The sequence below is a fragment of the Brevundimonas sp. AVps7 genome, assembly GCF_058681545.1.
In genome coordinates, this window is record NZ_CM178742.1 from 771,740 (window position 1) to 787,061 (window position 15,322).

Annotated in this window: 20 protein-coding genes and 1 other RNA gene; 14 read left to right on the forward strand and 7 right to left on the reverse strand. The window is 67.7% G+C overall.

Annotated features, from left to right (window positions below):
• Nucleotides 1-26: 26 nt before the first annotated feature.
• Nucleotides 27-206: a CsbD family protein gene (locus ACW17Y_RS03870; RefSeq protein ID WP_492037469.1), complete on the forward strand. Its 180-nt coding sequence runs from the start codon at nt 27-29 to the stop codon at nt 204-206.
• Between the two features lie 60 nt (nt 207-266).
• Here the strand turns inward: ACW17Y_RS03870 and ACW17Y_RS03875 are convergent, their stop codons facing one another.
• The 3 genes from ACW17Y_RS03875 to ACW17Y_RS03885 all read right to left on the reverse strand — a co-directional run bounded on the left by ACW17Y_RS03875 (nt 267) and on the right by ACW17Y_RS03885 (nt 2,555).
• Nucleotides 267-755 (reverse strand): hypothetical protein, encoded by a 489-nt coding sequence (locus ACW17Y_RS03875; RefSeq protein ID WP_492037470.1) that lies wholly within the window; start codon nt 753-755, stop codon nt 267-269.
• A gap of 67 nt (nt 756-822) precedes the next feature.
• Nucleotides 823-2,001: a vWA domain-containing protein gene (locus tag ACW17Y_RS03880; protein WP_492037471.1), complete on the reverse strand. Its 1,179-nt coding sequence runs from the start codon at nt 1,999-2,001 to the stop codon at nt 823-825.
• Between the two features lie 20 nt (nt 2,002-2,021).
• Nucleotides 2,022-2,555: a GNAT family N-acetyltransferase gene (locus ACW17Y_RS03885; protein WP_492037472.1), complete on the reverse strand. Its 534-nt coding sequence runs from the start codon at nt 2,553-2,555 to the stop codon at nt 2,022-2,024.
• Between the two features lie 78 nt (nt 2,556-2,633).
• Between ACW17Y_RS03885 and ACW17Y_RS03890 the strand changes: the two genes are divergently transcribed.
• Together ACW17Y_RS03890 and ACW17Y_RS03895 are read left to right on the forward strand one after the other, a co-directional pair.
• A complete protein-coding gene (locus tag ACW17Y_RS03890; protein WP_492037473.1) occupies nt 2,634-3,554 on the forward strand; it encodes a histone deacetylase family protein in 921 nt (306 codons plus the stop codon).
• Between the two features lie 92 nt (nt 3,555-3,646).
• The gene (locus ACW17Y_RS03895; RefSeq protein ID WP_492037474.1) at nt 3,647-4,234 is read left to right on the forward strand and encodes a phosphoglycerate mutase family protein; all 588 of its coding nucleotides are present in this window, start codon (nt 3,647-3,649) and stop codon (nt 4,232-4,234) included.
• A 3-nt stretch (nt 4,235-4,237) separates the two neighbouring features.
• Here ACW17Y_RS03895 and ACW17Y_RS03900 read toward each other — a convergent pair whose 3' ends face one another.
• Both ACW17Y_RS03900 and ACW17Y_RS03905 read right to left on the reverse strand, forming a co-directional pair.
• Nucleotides 4,238-4,573 carry a type II toxin-antitoxin system PemK/MazF family toxin gene (locus ACW17Y_RS03900; protein WP_492037475.1) on the reverse strand — a complete coding sequence of 112 codons (336 nt, stop codon included), beginning with the start codon at nt 4,571-4,573 and terminating at the stop codon, nt 4,238-4,240.
• Nucleotides 4,560-4,775, reverse strand: a complete 216-nt coding sequence (locus ACW17Y_RS03905; protein WP_492037476.1) for an AbrB/MazE/SpoVT family DNA-binding domain-containing protein — start codon at nt 4,773-4,775, stop codon at nt 4,560-4,562. The genes ACW17Y_RS03900 and ACW17Y_RS03905 overlap by 14 nt, the downstream gene beginning before the upstream one ends.
• Nucleotides 4,776-4,885: 110 nt before the next feature.
• Between ACW17Y_RS03905 and ACW17Y_RS03910 the strand changes: the two genes are divergently transcribed.
• Genes ACW17Y_RS03910 through dxs form a run of 4 tightly spaced genes read left to right on the forward strand, consistent with a single transcriptional unit; the run spans nt 4,886 to nt 8,339 of the window.
• Nucleotides 4,886-5,137, forward strand: a complete 252-nt coding sequence (locus tag ACW17Y_RS03910; protein WP_492037477.1) for an exodeoxyribonuclease VII small subunit — start codon at nt 4,886-4,888, stop codon at nt 5,135-5,137.
• On the forward strand, nt 5,134-5,502 hold the full coding sequence (locus ACW17Y_RS03915) for a tRNA-binding protein (protein ID WP_492037478.1): 369 nt from the start codon (nt 5,134-5,136) through the stop codon (nt 5,500-5,502). The genes ACW17Y_RS03910 and ACW17Y_RS03915 overlap by 4 nt, the downstream gene beginning before the upstream one ends.
• Complete coding sequence (locus ACW17Y_RS03920; RefSeq protein WP_492037479.1) at nt 5,502-6,410, forward strand: polyprenyl synthetase family protein; 909 nt, start codon at nt 5,502-5,504, stop codon at nt 6,408-6,410. The genes ACW17Y_RS03915 and ACW17Y_RS03920 overlap by 1 nt, the downstream gene beginning before the upstream one ends.
• A gap of 18 nt (nt 6,411-6,428) precedes the next feature.
• A complete protein-coding gene (gene dxs / locus ACW17Y_RS03925; RefSeq protein ID WP_492037480.1) occupies nt 6,429-8,339 on the forward strand; it encodes a 1-deoxy-D-xylulose-5-phosphate synthase in 1,911 nt (636 codons plus the stop codon).
• A 189-nt stretch (nt 8,340-8,528) separates the two neighbouring features.
• On the opposite strand, the gene panD is transcribed toward dxs, so the two are convergent.
• Nucleotides 8,529-8,885, reverse strand: coding sequence for an aspartate 1-decarboxylase (gene panD / locus ACW17Y_RS03930; RefSeq protein ID WP_492038237.1), 357 nt, complete (start codon nt 8,883-8,885; stop codon nt 8,529-8,531).
• 219 nt (nt 8,886-9,104) lie between these two features.
• On the opposite strand from panD, the gene sppA reads away from it, so the two are divergent.
• From sppA to ACW17Y_RS03945, 3 genes are all read left to right on the forward strand, one after another.
• The gene (gene sppA / locus ACW17Y_RS03935) at nt 9,105-10,880 is read left to right on the forward strand and encodes a signal peptide peptidase SppA (RefSeq protein ID WP_492037481.1); all 1,776 of its coding nucleotides are present in this window, start codon (nt 9,105-9,107) and stop codon (nt 10,878-10,880) included.
• A gap of 118 nt (nt 10,881-10,998) precedes the next feature.
• The gene (locus ACW17Y_RS03940; RefSeq protein WP_492037482.1) at nt 10,999-11,316 is read left to right on the forward strand and encodes a hypothetical protein; all 318 of its coding nucleotides are present in this window, start codon (nt 10,999-11,001) and stop codon (nt 11,314-11,316) included.
• A 7-nt stretch (nt 11,317-11,323) separates the two neighbouring features.
• Nucleotides 11,324-12,085, forward strand: a complete 762-nt coding sequence (locus ACW17Y_RS03945) for a peptidoglycan recognition protein family protein (protein ID WP_492037483.1) — start codon at nt 11,324-11,326, stop codon at nt 12,083-12,085.
• On the opposite strand, the gene ACW17Y_RS03950 is transcribed toward ACW17Y_RS03945, so the two are convergent.
• Entirely contained in the window at nt 12,082-12,555 is a 474-nt protein-coding gene (locus ACW17Y_RS03950) for a hypothetical protein (RefSeq protein ID WP_492037484.1), read from the reverse strand. The genes ACW17Y_RS03945 and ACW17Y_RS03950 overlap by 4 nt on opposite strands.
• Nucleotides 12,556-12,663: 108 nt before the next feature.
• On the opposite strand from ACW17Y_RS03950, the gene rnpB reads away from it, so the two are divergent.
• The 4 genes from rnpB (at nt 12,664) to ftsL (ending at nt 15,294) form a co-directional block, all read left to right on the forward strand.
• Nucleotides 12,664-13,039, forward strand: an RNA gene (gene rnpB / locus ACW17Y_RS03955) — RNase P RNA component class A.
• 397 nt (nt 13,040-13,436) lie between these two features.
• Entirely contained in the window at nt 13,437-13,904 is a 468-nt protein-coding gene (locus ACW17Y_RS03960) for a division/cell wall cluster transcriptional repressor MraZ (protein ID WP_492037485.1), read from the forward strand.
• Nucleotides 13,901-14,866 carry a 16S rRNA (cytosine(1402)-N(4))-methyltransferase RsmH gene (gene rsmH, locus ACW17Y_RS03965; RefSeq protein ID WP_492037486.1) on the forward strand — a complete coding sequence of 322 codons (966 nt, stop codon included), beginning with the start codon at nt 13,901-13,903 and terminating at the stop codon, nt 14,864-14,866. The genes ACW17Y_RS03960 and rsmH overlap by 4 nt, the downstream gene beginning before the upstream one ends.
• On the forward strand, nt 14,863-15,294 hold the full coding sequence (gene ftsL, locus ACW17Y_RS03970; protein WP_492037487.1) for a cell division protein FtsL: 432 nt from the start codon (nt 14,863-14,865) through the stop codon (nt 15,292-15,294). Before rsmH ends, ftsL begins: the two co-directional genes overlap by 4 nt.
• Nucleotides 15,295-15,322: the final 28 nt, after the last annotated feature.

A 15,322-nucleotide genomic window follows, 5' to 3' on the forward strand; every position in this document is an offset into this window, starting at 1 on the left:
CGACGCCGAATTCAGGAGCCTCCCCCATGGCTGATCATGATCGCATCGAAGGCGCCGCCAAGAACATCGGCGGCAAGATCAAGGAAGGCGTCGGCAAGGTCACCGGCGACGAAAAACTGAAGGCCGAAGGCCGCGCCGAACAGGTCGAGGGCAAGGTCCAGAACACCGTCGGCGGCGTCAAGGACGCCCTCAACGAAAAGCACTGATCCCGGTCGGTGCTGGAATGAAGAAGGCCGCCCTTCGGGGCGGCCTTTTGCTGCCCGGTCTCAGTCCTTGCCGAACAGCCGGAACGACAGGCCGTTGTCGCCTGCGTTCTCCGCCCGGCAGTCGGTGACGAAGGCCACCGATCCGCCCTGCCGCTGCGGACGGGGGCGACAGTCGGGAACCGTTGGCGTCACGGTCGCAGCGGCCTGGCGCTCGGGCAGGCCGCACTGGAGAGGGTATTTCCCGTCGTCTCCCGGCGTCGCCAGGCACGGAACCGGTTCGCCCGCAGGTCTCAGCCCCGCCGGCAGCCGTTCGCCCAGCGCGGCGGACAGTTCGACCCGCACCCGCGCCTGACAGACGTCGAGGGGTTCGCGGCTCACCAGCGGGCTGCACTGCGACCGCTCCCAGGCGAACGGATCGGCCAGGGCCCAGGCGGGCAGGTCGCTGGCCGGGGCGGCGATCTCGACGGGTTCGGCTTCCGGCGGAGGCGCCGGTGTTTCCCACACGACCGACTGCTGCAGGACCATGGCCAGGGCGAAGGCGGTCAGCATCGGAAGTTCTCCTGAACAGCGGCCACGCTCGCACGAAACCACGGTTTCCGCACGTCACGCCTGCGTGTCAGCGCGTCAGCGCCCGCATCGCGCGGTCCAGACCGTCCAGCGTCAGGGGGAACATCCGCTCGTCCATCACCTCGCTGAGCAGCTTCACCGAGGCGGTGTAGCTCCAGAACCGCTCGGCCACGGGGTTCAGCCAGACCGACTTGTCCCACTGCAACCGTGCGCGCCGCATCCAGACCGCGCCCGCCTCCTCGTTCCAGTGCTCGACCGAGCCGCCCGGCATCGTGACCTCGTAGGGGCTCATGGTAGCGTCGCCGACGAAGATGGCCCGCCAGTCGCCGGGGTATTTGTTCAGCAGGTCCCAGGTCGGGATCTTTTCGGCGTGCCGACGCCGGTTGTCCTTCCACACCCCCTCGTAGAGGCAGTTGTGGAAGTAGAAGAACTCCAGGTTCTTGAACTCGGTCTTGGCGGCGGAAAACAGTTCCTCACACAGCTTGATGTGGCCGTCCATCGACCCGCCGACGTCGAGGAACAGCAGCACCTTGATCGTATTGCGCCGTTCCGGCCGCATGCGGATGTCGAGCCAGCCCTGACGCGCCGTGCCGTCGATGGTGCCGTCGATGTCCAGTTCCTCGGCCGCGCCCTCGCGCGCGAACCGGCGCAGGCGGCGCAGGGCGACCTTGATGTTGCGCGTCCCCAGCTCGACCGTGTCGTCCAGGTTCCTGTACTCGCGCTTCTCCCAGACCTTCACGGCCCGGCCGTGTTTTGGCTGGCCGCCGATGCGCACGCCCTCGGGATTGTAGCCGCCGTTGCCGAAGGGCGAGGTGCCGCCGGTGCCGATCCACTTGTTGCCGCCCTCGTGGCGCTTCTGCTGCTCGTCCATCCGCTGCTTGAGCGTTTCCATGAGCTTTTCGAAGCCGCCGAGCGCCTCGATCTCGGCCTTTTCCTCGTCGGTCAGGAACTTGCTGTTCAGTAGCTTCAGCCAGTCCTCGGGCACGTCCAGACTGGGCTCCTCGCCCGCGCCGATGGTCTCGATGCCCTTGAACACCGTGCCGAACACCTGATCGAAGCGGTCGTAGTGTTTCTCGTCCTTGACCAGGACCGCGCGCGAAAGGTGATAGAAGTCCTCGACCCGCCCCCCGGCCACGTCCTTGTCCATGGCCTCCATCAGATGGAGCCATTCCTTGGTCGAGACAGGGACTTTCGCCTGACGCAGGGCGGTGAAGAAGGGGAGGAGCATGGTTGGAACCTGAGCCTGGATCAGCCGCGCTGCAAGATGAACTCGTGATCGCGCCAGGCGCCGACGGGGTACTGGTACTCGCCGGTCTTGGTGAACCCATAGGCTCCGTAAAGCTTCTGCGCCTTCAGATTTCCGCTCCAGACGCCGATCCACAACGGCCCGTTGGTGTTCGCTTCCATCCAGTCCAGCGACAGCTTCAGCAGTTCCGTGCCCAAGCCCAGCCCCTGCGCCGACTTGCCGACATAGAGGCGACGGAGCTCCATGTTTCCGGGCGCGCCGTCAGGATGGGGCAGGGTGTTCGGCCCCGTGTTCGCGAAGGCCAGCAACTCGCCGTCGCGCTCCGCCACCCACCATGCCGCGCCCGGTTCGGTCAGTTTCTTCGCCGTCGCCCCGGTCGAGAAGCTGGCGTCCAGGAAGGCCTCGAGGTCGGCGGCGGGGTAGGGGATGGCGAACCCGTCCTGGGCCACGAAGGTGTCGATGAAGGTCTGGCGGCCCAGCGCGCCGAGTGCTGCGGCGTCTTCGGGGCGAGGGGGGCGGATCACGGCGTCGGTCATGAAGTGGGTTTCGCTTGGCCGACCTGTTCGCTCAACATTTTATTCCGTGCATCGCCGATGCGCCTGTAGGCTGACGGGATGTCCGTCGCCCTGTTCACCCACACCGACATGATCGCCCACGCCCCCGGCGCGGGCCATCCGGAACGTCCCGAGCGGCTGGCCGCCGTCCTTGCCGCACTGGATGACGCCGACCTCAGGCTGGACCGGCGCGCCGCCACCGAGGCCGCCGTCGCCGATCTGGAGCGCATCCACCCCGCCGCCTATGTCGCCCGCATGATCGAGGCCTCGCCCGCGACCGGCCTGGCCCAGCTCGACGCCGACACCCTCCTGTCGCCGGGCAGCGTTCGCGCCGCCCGCCTCGCCGCAGGCGCCGCCATCGATGCGGTCCGGGCCATCGCGGCAGGCCAGACCCAGCGCGGGTTCGCCGCCGTCCGCCCGCCCGGCCACCATGCCGAGCCCAACCAGGCGATGGGCTTCTGCCTGTTCTCCAATGTCGCTGTGGCCGCCCGAGTGGCCCAGTCGCTCGGCATGGCGAAGGTCGCGGTGGTCGATTTCGACGTCCATCACGGCAACGGCACCCAGGCGGCGTTCGAGGCCGACCCGAGCCTGTTCCTGGCCTCCATCCACCAGATGCCCCTCTATCCCGGCACGGGCGCTCAGTCTGAGACCGGCGTCGGCAATATCGTCAATGCTCCGGTCGAGCCCCATGCCGCCCGCGAATCATGGCGCGCCACCTTCTCGGGCGGACTGATGTCCGCGCTCGACGATTTCGCCCCCGACCTCATCATCATCTCCGCCGGCTTCGACGCCCACCGCCGCGATCCTCTCGCCCACCAGAGCCTTGAGGCCGAGGATTTCGCCTGGGCGACGCGTGCGGTGCTCGAGGTCGCGAGGCGACATTGCGGCGGCAAGGTTGTCTCTTCGCTGGAGGGCGGTTACGACCTCGAAGGACTGGGTCAATCGGCCCTCGCCCATGTGCGGGCCCTGGGGGAGGCGTAAGGAAGGTCCATGTCGGCGCCTCGTTATCCCGGGCCGTCTTCCCTTTCATCCGCAGCATGACGTCACACAGTGTCGAACAAGATGCCGGCCAGATGCTGAAGCCTTCGCGCCCCGGCTCGATCACACTGGCCCGCCACGGCGAGCCGGCCCTGTCGCGCAAATGCATGCTGACGTCCGACCAGTACCGCGACTGGTGGGCGAAGTATGAGCTGGGCGGCCTTCTGGCCGGCCAGACCCCGCCGCCGGAACTGCTGACCACGGCCGCAGGCGCCGGCGTCATCTTCGCCTCGACCCGTCAGCGCGCCCAGGAGACGGCGCTGGCCATCTCGGCCGGCCGCGAGATCACCTCGGACGTGATGTTCATCGAGGCCCCCCTGCCGCCGCCGCACTTCCCGTCGTGGTTCAAGCTGCCGCCGAAATACTGGGGCGCCGTCGCCCGCTTCTGGTGGCACGCCTTCGACCATCACGAAGGCCAGGAGACCCGGGCCCAGGCCGAGGCCCGCGCCGAACAGGCCGCGCAAAAGCTGATCGCCCGCGCCGAAACCGGGGAGGACGTGCTGGTCCTCGCCCACGGCTATTTCAACCACATGGTTGGGGCACGGTTAAAGGCTGACGGCTGGAAGCTGGTTCACAACCAGGGCTTCAGATACTGGTCCCAGCGTCGCTACGAGCGGGGCTGAGCCTCAGATCAGATTGCCCACCTCGGCCCTGACTCTTTCCAGCAATCCAGGCTTGATCCGTCCGACAACCTCAGCTGCCGAGGTGTCGATCGTCGCGATCTTGGTTGTCCGGATGATCGAAGGCGCAGGCAGACCGGCGTCGGTGTAGTCGGGTCCGACCGGGACGTCCGACGGCCAGGCCCGGTTCTCCGCGCTCGTGATCATGAGCACCCAAAGGAAAGCAGATTGATCCCCGACGCCGCCCTTTGAAATGACGAGAGCCGGCCGCCGTTGCCGCGTGTTTCTGTCGGTGTAGGGAAAAGGGACGCGGACGACGTCGCCCTGCTCAAAGATCGGCATAGGCCTTGCGGTCCGCGTCGCCGTCCCATTCGTGGAACGCCGCGAATGGGTCGTCTACGGGCGCGCGTCGAGCCTTTTTCAGGACGACCTTCTCGCCGTCGATCTCATACAAAAGTTCGTCGCCTTCGGAGAGGCCCAGTGCCGCGCGAACGGCTTGGGGCACAGTTGTCTGCGCTTTCGATGTGAGCTTGCTGACGATCATTAACGCCTCCAGCATTCGAAGGTAAGGAATTTCCTTACCGCGCGCAATCGCCGCGTCTTCTGTCGGGTTCGCCGTTGAAGCGAAAGCGGCTCGCCTCTAGGGTCGCTTCGATGTCAGACGCCGCTCCCTCCATCCCCGCCGATCTCAGCTTCGAGGACGCCCTGTCGCGTCTGGAGACCATCGTCTCGCGTCTCGAGTCCGGCCAGGCCCCGCTGGAGGAATCCATCACCCTCTACGAGGAGGGCGCGCGTCTGAAGAAGCACTGCGAAGATCGCCTCAAGGCCGCGCAGTTGCGGGTCGAGAAGATCGTCGTCGGCTCCGACGGTCAGGCCAAGGCCGTCGAGCCGGCCGAGTTCGGATGATGCAGGCCGCGATCGCCTCTTCCGGGACCGACCGCATCGCCTTCGACGACTTCCTCAAGGTCGACATCCGGGTGGGCGAGGTCGTGCGCGCCGAACCGTTTCCGGAGGCCCGCAAGCCCGCCTACAAGCTGACCATCGATTTCGGCTCCGAGATCGGCGTCAAACGCTCCTCGGCCCAGATCACGCGTCACTACACCCTCGACCAGTTGGCGGGCCGCAAGGTGGCGGCGGTGGTCAACTTCGCCCCGCGCCAGATCGGTCCGTTCATGTCCGAGGTCCTGACCCTGGGCTTCCCCGATGCGGACGGAGAGGTCGTTCTGGTCGGCGTCGATCGTGACACGCCGAACGGCGGAAGGCTGTTCTGATGCGTCTGGCAGCCAACGCCCCGGTCCAGTCCGTCGCCGAGCGCGTCGCCGAGGTCGCCGACCTCGTCACCGTGGCCCTCGATGAACTGCTGCCGCGCGCCGACGGGCCCGAGTCCCGCCTGACCGAGGCCATGCGTTATGCGGCGCTGGGGCCAGGCAAGCGGCTGCGGCCCTATTTCGCCATGGAGGCGTCGCGGCTGTTCGACATCGAGGAACGGCCAGTGCTGCGCGCCGCCTGCGCCCTCGAATGCGTCCACGCCTACAGCCTTGTCCACGACGACCTGCCGGCGATGGACGATGACGACCTGCGCAGGGGCCGGCCGACCGTCCACATCGCTTATGACGAGGCCACGGCCATCCTCGCCGGCGACGCGCTCCAGACCGCCGCCTTCGACATCATCCTGCACCCCGACACCCATGAGGACGCCGCCATCCGCTGCGCACTGGCCGCCCGGCTGTCTCTGGCTTCGGGAGCGCGCGGCATGGCGGGCGGGCAGATGATCGACCTCCTGGGCGTGCGCGACGACCTCGGCGGTGTCGCCCGGATGCAACGGCTGAAGACCGGCGCCCTGTTCACCTATGCCTTCGAGATTCCCCTGATCATCGCCGGGGCCAGCGACGACCAGTGTCAGGCCCTGACCGCCTTCGCCCATGACATCGGCCTGGCCTATCAGATCGTCGACGATCTGCTGGACGTCGACGGCGACGAGACCGTCCTCGGCAAGGCCGCCAACGGCAAGGACGCCGCCCAGGGCAAGACCAACTTCGTCACCCTTCTGGGCGTCGATCAGGCGCGGCATCGCGTCGCGCACCTGGCCGATCAGGCCCGCAGCCACCTCGACCGGTTCGGTCCCGACGCCGAAAACCTCAAGGCGAGTGTGGACTTCGTGCTAAACCGTCGGTCCTGACGCGCGTTAGAGTTATAGATGCCTGACACCCCCCTGCTCGACAAAGTCCACGTCCCCGCCGACATGCGCGGTTTCGACGCCGCACAGCTGCGACAGCTGGCGGACGAGCTTCGGGTCGAGACGATCGACGCCGTCTCCACGACCGGCGGCCACCTCGGCGCCGGCCTCGGCGTGGTCGAACTGACCGTCGCCCTCCACCACGTGTTCGACACACCGAAGGACATCCTGATCTGGGACGTCGGTCACCAGTGCTATCCGCACAAGATACTGACCGGCCGTCGCGACCGGATCCGCACCCTGCGAATGGGTGGCGGACTGTCGGGCTTCACCAAGCGGTCGGAAAGCGAATACGACCCCTTCGGCGCGGCTCACGCCTCGACCTCGATCAGCGCCGCGCTCGGCTTCGCCGCCGCCCGCGACCAGAAGGGCGAAAAGAACAAGGTTGTGGCCGTGATCGGCGACGGCTCCATGTCCGCCGGCATGGCCTATGAGGCCATGAACAACGCGGCCGAGACCACCGGCCAGCTGACCGTCATCCTCAACGACAACGACATGTCGATCGCGCCCCCGGTCGGCGGGATGAGCGCCTACCTGGCCAAACAGGTTTCTGGCGGCGCCTACCGGAACTTCCGCGAGTTCGGCAAGAAGGTCGCCGAACACATGCCCCGCCCGTTCCGCAATGCGGCGCGCAAGGCCGAGGAATACGCCCGCGGGATGATCGTCGGGGGCACCTTCTTCGAGGAGCTGGGCTTCTACTACATCGGCCCCGTCGACGGGCACGACATGGACAACCTTGTCCCCATCCTGAAGAACGCCGCCGCCATTACCGACCGCCCGGTCGTGGTCCACGTCGTAACGCAAAAAGGGAAGGGTTACGCCCCGGCGGAATCCAGCGCCGACAAGCTGCACGCGGTGGTCAAGTTCGACGTCGTTTCGGGCAAGCAGAACAAGTCGGTCTCCAATGCGCCCAGCTATACCAAGGTGTTCGGGACCGAGCTGATCAAGCGGGCCGAACGCGATCCGTCGATCGTCGCCATCACCGCCGCCATGCCTTCGGGCACCGGTCTCGATCTGTTCGGCAAGGCCTTTCCCGACCGGACCTATGACGTCGGCATCGCCGAGCAGCACGCGGTGACCTTCGCCGCCGGCCTCGCCGCAGACGGCATGAAGCCCTTCTGCGCCATCTATTCGACCTTCCTCCAGCGCGGCTATGACCAGGTCGTCCACGACGTGGCGATCCAGAAGCTGCCCGTCCGCTTCGCCATGGACCGCGCCGGTCTGGTCGGCGCCGACGGTTCGACCCACGCCGGGTCGTTCGACATCGGATACATGGGCGCCCTGCCGGGCATGGTGCTGATGGCCGCGGCAGACGAGGCCGATCTGGCCGCCATGATCGCCACCGCCTGCGAGATCGACGACCGACCGTCCGCCTTCCGCTATCCGCGCGGCGACGGCATCGGGGTCGAGATTCCGGAACTGGCCGCCCCGCTGGAGATCGGCCGGGGCCGCATAGTCCGCGAGGGTACGGCCGTCGCCATCCTGTCGTTCGGCACCCGCCTGCAGGAATCGCTCAAGGCCGCCGACATCCTGGCCGCGCACGGCGTTTCGGCCACGGTCGCCGACGCCCGCTTCGCCAAGCCGCTCGATCACGACATGATCACCCGCCTTGCGCGCGAGCACGAGGCCCTGATCACGGTGGAGGAGGGCGCCATGGGCGGCTTCGGCGCCTTCGTGCTTCAGTATCTGGCCGGGGAGGGCGCGCTTGATGCGGGTCTGAAGATCCGCACCCTGCATCTCCCCGACGTGTTTCAGGACCAGGACAGCCCGGCGGCGCAGTATGCCGAGGCGGGACTGGATGCCGAGCATATCGCGGCCTCGGCGCTCAAGGCGCTGGGGGTGGCGGGCGTGCGTGGGGCTGTAAGGGCTTAGCCCTCTCCCCTTGCGGGAGAGGGAGCCCGCGCACGGCGGCGTAGCCGTCGTTCTCGCGCGGTCGGGTGAGGGGTTACCCCACCGGTCGGTTCAGGTCTCAGCATCATTCATCAGCGAGGTCAGGGTGACCCCTCATCCGACTTCGCTTCGCTCAGCCACCTTCTCCCGCAAGGGGAGAAGGACTTCAGCTCAGGCCGCCGTCTTGATCTCGTTGGCGTCGTCCAGCAGCACCACGGTCGGCGACCACTGGCGCGCTTCTTCGGCCGGCAGTTGGCCGTAGGTCACGATGATGACCTTGTCGTTCTTCTGCACCAGGCGGGCCGCGGCGCCATTGACGCCGATGACCTTCGACCCGCGCGGGGCCTCGATGGCATAGGTCGTGAAGCGTGCGCCGTTGGTGATGTTCAGCACATCGACCTGCTCGTGCGGGAAGATACCGGCGGCATCCAGCAGATCGCCGTCAATTGCGATCGAGCCTTCATAGTCCAGATCGGCCTGGGTCACCGTCGCGCGGTGCAGCTTGGCCTTCATCAGGGTGACCAGCATGGGAGGTGCGGTCCAGTCGTGACGCGGGGCGATAGGCCCCCGCTCGCAGACGGGGGATATAGGCATTTCCGGCCCCGCCATCAATCGCGATGCTGCGAATGCGAAATGACCACATCTGACGGATTCCCCCGTTACCCGACGTTCATTTGACCGCAACGCCCCCGCCAGTATGTTCGGGACAGGTCGACCCTGGCCGCCGGACCGGACGCTCCCCAGCCCATGAAACAATTCTTCCTGACGGTGCTCGGTGTCTTCACCGGCCTGATCCTGTTCGTCGTCGTTGTGCCGATCGTGCTGATCATCGCGGCGGCCGCGTCCTCCAGCGAGCCGGTCACGCCCGCCAACGCCGTCCTGGAACTGGACCTGCGCGAAGGCATCACCGATCAGGTTTCGAACAATCCATTCGCCGCCTTCGGAGGCTCAGGCCTTTCGGTCGTCGGCATCGTCGACACCCTGGCCCAGGCCGAGAAGGACGATCACGTCAAAGTCCTGCTGGTCCGCCTGCCGGAAGCGGGCCTTGCGCCCGCCGCCGCCGACGAGATCCGTCAGGCCGTCCGCCGCTTCCGCGCCTCGGGCAAGCCGGTTATCGCCCACTCCCAGGGCTTCCAGCCTATCGGCACGGTGATCTCCAGCTATATGGTCGGCGCCGCCGCCTCCGAGCTGTGGATGCAGAATACCGCCAACTTCCAGGCGACGGGCTTCTCGGCCGACAGCGTCTTCCTGGCGCGCGCCTTCGAGAAATACGGCGTCCGCGCCGAGTTCGAGCAGCGCTACGAGTACAAGAACGCGGTCAACGAATACACCCAGTCGGACTACACCGGCCCCCACCGCGAGGCGATGACCGCGTGGATGACGTCGATCTATGGCTCGGCGCTGGCCAACGCCGCCTTCGACCGCAAGGTCGAGGCGCCGGCGCTGAAGGCCACCATCGAGGCCGGTCCTTATTCCGCGACCCAGGCCCTGCAACTGAAGCTCATCGACAAGATCGGCCAGGTCGAAGAGGCCGAAGCCGAAGCCAAACGTCGCGCCGGAAACGGCGCCGACATCATCGAATTCTCCGACTACGCCTCGTCCCAGGGCGAGCGGATGGGCGCGGGCCGCGACGCCATCGCCATCGTCGGCGGCGAGGGCGCGATCATGACCGGCACGGGCGGAGGCGGCGGCTTCGGCGGCGGGTCCTCTATCGCGTCCGACGCAACGGCCGAGGCCCTCTACGACGCCATTGAGGACGACTCGGTCAAGGCCATCGTCTTCCGCGTCTCCTCGCCCGGCGGATCGCCGGAGGCCTCCGAACAGATCCTGGCCGCCGTCCGCGCGGCCAAGGCCGCGGGCAAGCCGGTCGTCGTCTCCATGGGCGACTATGCGGCCTCCGGCGGCTACTGGATTTCGTCGGAAGCCAACTGGATCGTGGCCCAGCCTTCGACCTTGACCGGGTCCATCGGCGTATTCGGCGGCAAGTTCGTGGTGTCCGAGGCGCTCGGCCGCTTCGGCGTCGACCTGCGCGGCCTGACGGTCGGCGGGCAGTACTCCGACGCCTTCAGCCCCTCGTCCGGCTTCTCCGAATCGCAGCGCGCCGCCTTCTCAGCCTCGATGGACCGTACCTACGAGGAGTTCGTCCAGCGCGTCTCCACCGGCCGCCGCATCCCCATCGCCCGGGTGCGCGAGATCGCCCGCGGCCGCATCTGGACCGGTGCGCAAGGGAAAACCCTGGGCCTCGTCGACCAGTTGGGCGGCTTGACCGAGGCCATCGGCAAGGCGCGCGAGCTGGCTGAGATCCCCGAAAACCAGTCGGTCCGCTTCAAACGCTTCCCCGAGCCCCAGTCGCCGTGGGAGGCTCTGTCGTCGGCCTTCGGCGTCCAGTCCGAGGCCGCCCGGGCGCTGGTCGCCTTCGGCGGCGTCATGGCCAATCCGCACGCCCAGGCCATTCTGTCGCGTGCGGAGACCGAGCGGATGCGCGGGCAGGGGGCTTCTGTCCTCGCCGATCAACCGCTTTAATCGATCCGGGTGCGACGATTAACACTCGCCTGTGAAGCGGCCGGTCATTGACGGTTCACCTCAAGGGACCGACATTGGGGGTTCTGGCGTTCTGCGGGACGCTCGACAAGGAACAGAGATGACGCAGGATCCGTTCGCCACCCTGGGTGTCCAGAATCGCCGCCGCCCCCAGGGCCTTCTTGCGCCGATCATGTGGCTCGGTGGCGTGATCGCGACTGTGGCGGCCCTGACCGTCGGCGCCCTGCTGGCGGTCTTCACCGCCGCAGCGGTCGCCGTGATCGCGCTGTGCGCCAGCATCCTGATCTTCTTCGCTGGTCTCGCCATGCGCGCCCGTCGCCGCGTCACCGTCCGCGCTCGCCGCAATGACGATGTGATCGAGGCCGAGAAGGTCGGCGACACCTGGGTCGCCTACGGGTGGGAACGTCACGGGCGCTAGGTCGCCAATGCTGAAGATTTCCGAGGCGCCTTCGCCGAACTTCGACCAGCGTCGCGGCCCGCCCGACATGGTCCTGCTCCACTACACCGGCATGCAGACCGCAGAGGCCGCCGTTGCGCGCCTGCGCGACCCCGAGGCAAGAGTTTCCGCCCACTATGTCGTCGATGAGGACGGCTCGGTCCTGCGCCTCGTGCCCGAGGAGCGCCGCGCCTGGCATGCCGGCAAGTCCTGGTGGAAGGGCGAGACCGACATCAACGCCGTCTCCATCGGCATCGAGATCGTCAACCCCGGCCACGAGTTCGGCTACCGCGACTTTCCTGACGCCCAGGTCGGCTCCGTTATCGAACTGATCGACGAAATCCGTGGACGGTGGGCCATCGAGGACGCCCGCATCCTCGGCCATTCCGACGTCGCCCCGACCCGCAAACAGGATCCCGGCGAACGCTTCCCCTGGAAGACCCTCGCCGCAAACCGCCAGGGCCTCTGGTTCGAGCCGGCCCGCGAACGCATCGCCGCCCTCGGCGTGCCCCTGGCCGTCGGCGACGAAGGGCTCGGCGTCCACGTGCTTCAGGCCGGCCTGCACCGCCTCGGCTACGAGCCCCTGCCGGACGGCAAATACAGCGAGGAGACCCGCAGCACTGTTGAGGCCTTCCAGCGCCACTGGCGGCCCTCGATGGTCGATGGGATCGCCGACGGAGAGACCCGGGCCACGCTGATGGGGGTGCTGCAACTGGCGACGGCCGAGAGCGTCACCGGGGTGCTGAACTAGTCGTCGTCCAGCGTCTCATCCAGCATCTCGCGGACGCGCTGCTCGCTCTCGCCGCCGTTCCCACAGACCAGACTGGTCGAAACCGAGGTTCCGTCCTGGCTACGCGTGGTTTCCTGCCGGCACCGGACGGGCGGCGCCTCCCGAGCGGGCTCGGCGGCCGTGCTCTCGTTGTTCGCCGCTTCGATGGACTGCGTCAGGGTCGGAAACCCCAGGCTGCCGGTGCCGCTTGCGCCGGGCGGCCCGCCTGCGGCCGTCAGAGCCGCTGCCGGCGTTCCATGGGTCGCCAGCAGCGCGGTCGTGCGCCGCTGGACGCAGGCCTCCAGATCTTCGCCGGCCGGACGGGGGCGGGTTTCGCACATCTGCCGTGCATGCGCGCCCAGATCAGTCAGGATTTGCTTTTCGCGATCCGCAGGGGCGTCCTGGGTCGCCAGCAGGAGGGTCAGGGCCATCGTGGCGGCGTGGATCAGCATGGTGGGTCCTGTGAGCCTGTCCATTCTGTCTCGAATATCGCCGGGTGACCAGTGACGCGGACTGACCACGCGTTGACGGCTCTGCGGAGAGGGTCCATCAGTCGCGCGCCAGACGGCCGGGCGGTCGCGGCGGGGCTTGCTCCCGTCGAGGAAAGTCCGGGCTCCACGGTGAAAAGGCGGCGGGTAATGCCCGCCCGGGGTGACCCGAGGGATAGCGCCACAGAAAGCAAACCTCCTGCGTTTCGGCGCGGGTAAGGGTGAAAGGGTGGGGTAAGAGCCCACCGCGTCTCTGGTAACAGCGACGGCATGGCAAGCCCCGCCTGGAGCAAGACCGAATAGGGACGTCGCGCGGGTTCGCCCGCAGGGTTCACCGCCCGAGGCGTCCGGGTAGGTCGCGAGAACCGTTCAGCGATGGGCGGTCCAGAGGAATGATCGTCACCGCTTTCGGGCGGGACAGAACCCGGCTTACAGGCCGTCTGGCATTTTTTCCTCCCCCATCGGGGGAGGGGGGCCGCGAAGCGGTGGAGGGGGCCAACCCCAGACACCGAATTTGCTGCGAGCCCCCTCCGTCACGGCGCTGAAGAAGCGCCGCGCCACCTCCCCCGACGTGGGAGGATTGCAGCCCGCATTAACCCCTTCGACCAAACCGCGGCGCACAATCCCCAGCCTGTTAATACTTGCGATGTTCTGTGTATGTTCTGATTTATGCTGTCGCGGCCCTGCAACATCCCCAACTTGGTTAAATATCGTCAACCAATCCCATTGAGACCCACTCCGTCCCATGCTATCCCATAACAACGATGCGGGGATTGGCGGCGCCGGCAATTCAGGCGCGGGGATGAACTCTTGGGGGCGGGCCGACAGGCTCGATTGGGACGGGCGTGTTTCTCGGAACGAGTGAGAAGCAGCTGGACGGCAAGCGCCGTCTCCTGATCCCTCAGGAGTTCCGTACCTCCGACAACGGCGCCGACCTGGGCGTCTTCTGCTTCTTCTCGGTCGAGTCCGACTGCCTCGAGGCCGGCGGCGACAAGCTGATGGCCGAATACGTCGCCATGATCGAAGCCCTGCCGTTCGGCGACGACTGGCGCACGGCGCTGGAAGAGACTGTCTACGGTGGCCAGAAGCAGCTCGCCTATGACGGCGGCGGCCGGATCACCCTGCCGGAAAGCCTGTGTCAGGAAGCCGGCCTCGGCGAGGACGTGGTGATCGTCGGTCTCGGTCCCCGGTTCCAGATCTGGGACCGCGCCCGCTGGAACGCCCGCAAGGACGAGCGCCGGGTTCTGGCACGCAAGGCCATGCGCGAACGCGGCGACACCGCGCGCCGCCGCATGCCGGGCAACGATACATGAGCGGCCCGCATGCCCCCGTTCTGCTCGATGAAGTCATCGAGGCCCTGGCCCCGAAGGCCGGTGACGTCGTGATCGACGCCACCTTCGGCGCCGGCGGCTACACCCGCGCCATCCTCGCGACTGGCGCCCGGGTCATCGCCCTCGACCGCGACCCGACGGTCCAGCGGCATGCCGACGCCGTCGCCAACGACTATCCCGGCCAGTTCCAGCTGGTCCGCACCGCCTTCTCGGGCCTGTCCGACGCCTTCGCCGAAACGGGCGAGGTCCGGCTCGACGGCGCCGTCTTCGACATCGGCGTCTCCTCCATGCAGCTGGACGAGGCCGAGCGCGGCTTCTCCTTCATGCGCGACGGGCCGCTCGACATGCGCATGTCCAGTGAGGGCGAGAGCGCCGCCGACATCGTCAACGGCTGGGACCACGGACCCCTGGCCCACATCCTCAAGCAATACGGCGACGAGCGTCAGTCGGGCCGCATCGCCACCGCCATCCTGCGTCGCCGCACCACCCAGCCCTTCGCCCGCACCCTCGACCTTGCCGACGTGGTCGAGAAGGCCCTTGGCGGCCGTCGCGGCGCCCCGACCCATCCTGCGACCCGGACCTTCCAGGCCCTGCGCATCGCCGTGAACGACGAGCTGGGCGAACTGACCAAGGGGCTCGAAGCCGCCGAACGCACCCTGTCGCCGGGCGGACGCCTCGCCGTCGTCACCTTCCACTCGCTCGAAGACCGGATCGTGAAGGCCTTCCTGACCGAGCGCAGCGGCAATGCCCCCGGCGGCTCGCGCCACGCCCCGGTCGCCATCGAGACCCGCAAGCCCAGCTTCACCCTCCAGTTCAAGGGCGCCCGCGAGGCCGGCGAGGCCGAACTGGCCGCCAATCCGCGTTCGCGCTCGGCCAAGCTGCGCGCCGCCGTCCGCACCGAGGCCCCCCCCTGGAAGACCGCTTCCTGGAAGGCGGCCGCATGACCCGCAATCCGGTTCAGCGCCTGTTCGACTGGAAGATCCGCGGCATCCGCTGGATCGAGATCATCGGCGTCATGTGCGTCGCCGCCATGGTCTTCTCCGTTTATGTCGCCAAGGCCGCTGCGGCCCGCGAGAGCGCCGCCATCGGCCAGCTGGAACGCCAGATCGCCGAGAACGCCCAGCGCGTCCGCCTGCTGCGCGCCGAGGCCGCCCGCCTGGAACAGCCCGGTCGTCTGGAGACCCTGTCGCGCGGCGCCGCCCTCGCTCCGGTCAAGGCCGAGCGTCAGGTCGACGAGACTGCCCTTGCGAACCTGAAGCCGGTCCAACTGCCGGCTCCGGTCGCGCCTGTCGTCCCCGCCGCCGTCGAGCCAGCCCCACCGGCCGATGCCCCCGCCGCCATCGCCGCCCCGGTCGTGGAGGTCGAGCGATGACCGTTCACGATCCGCGCCCCTTCCGCCC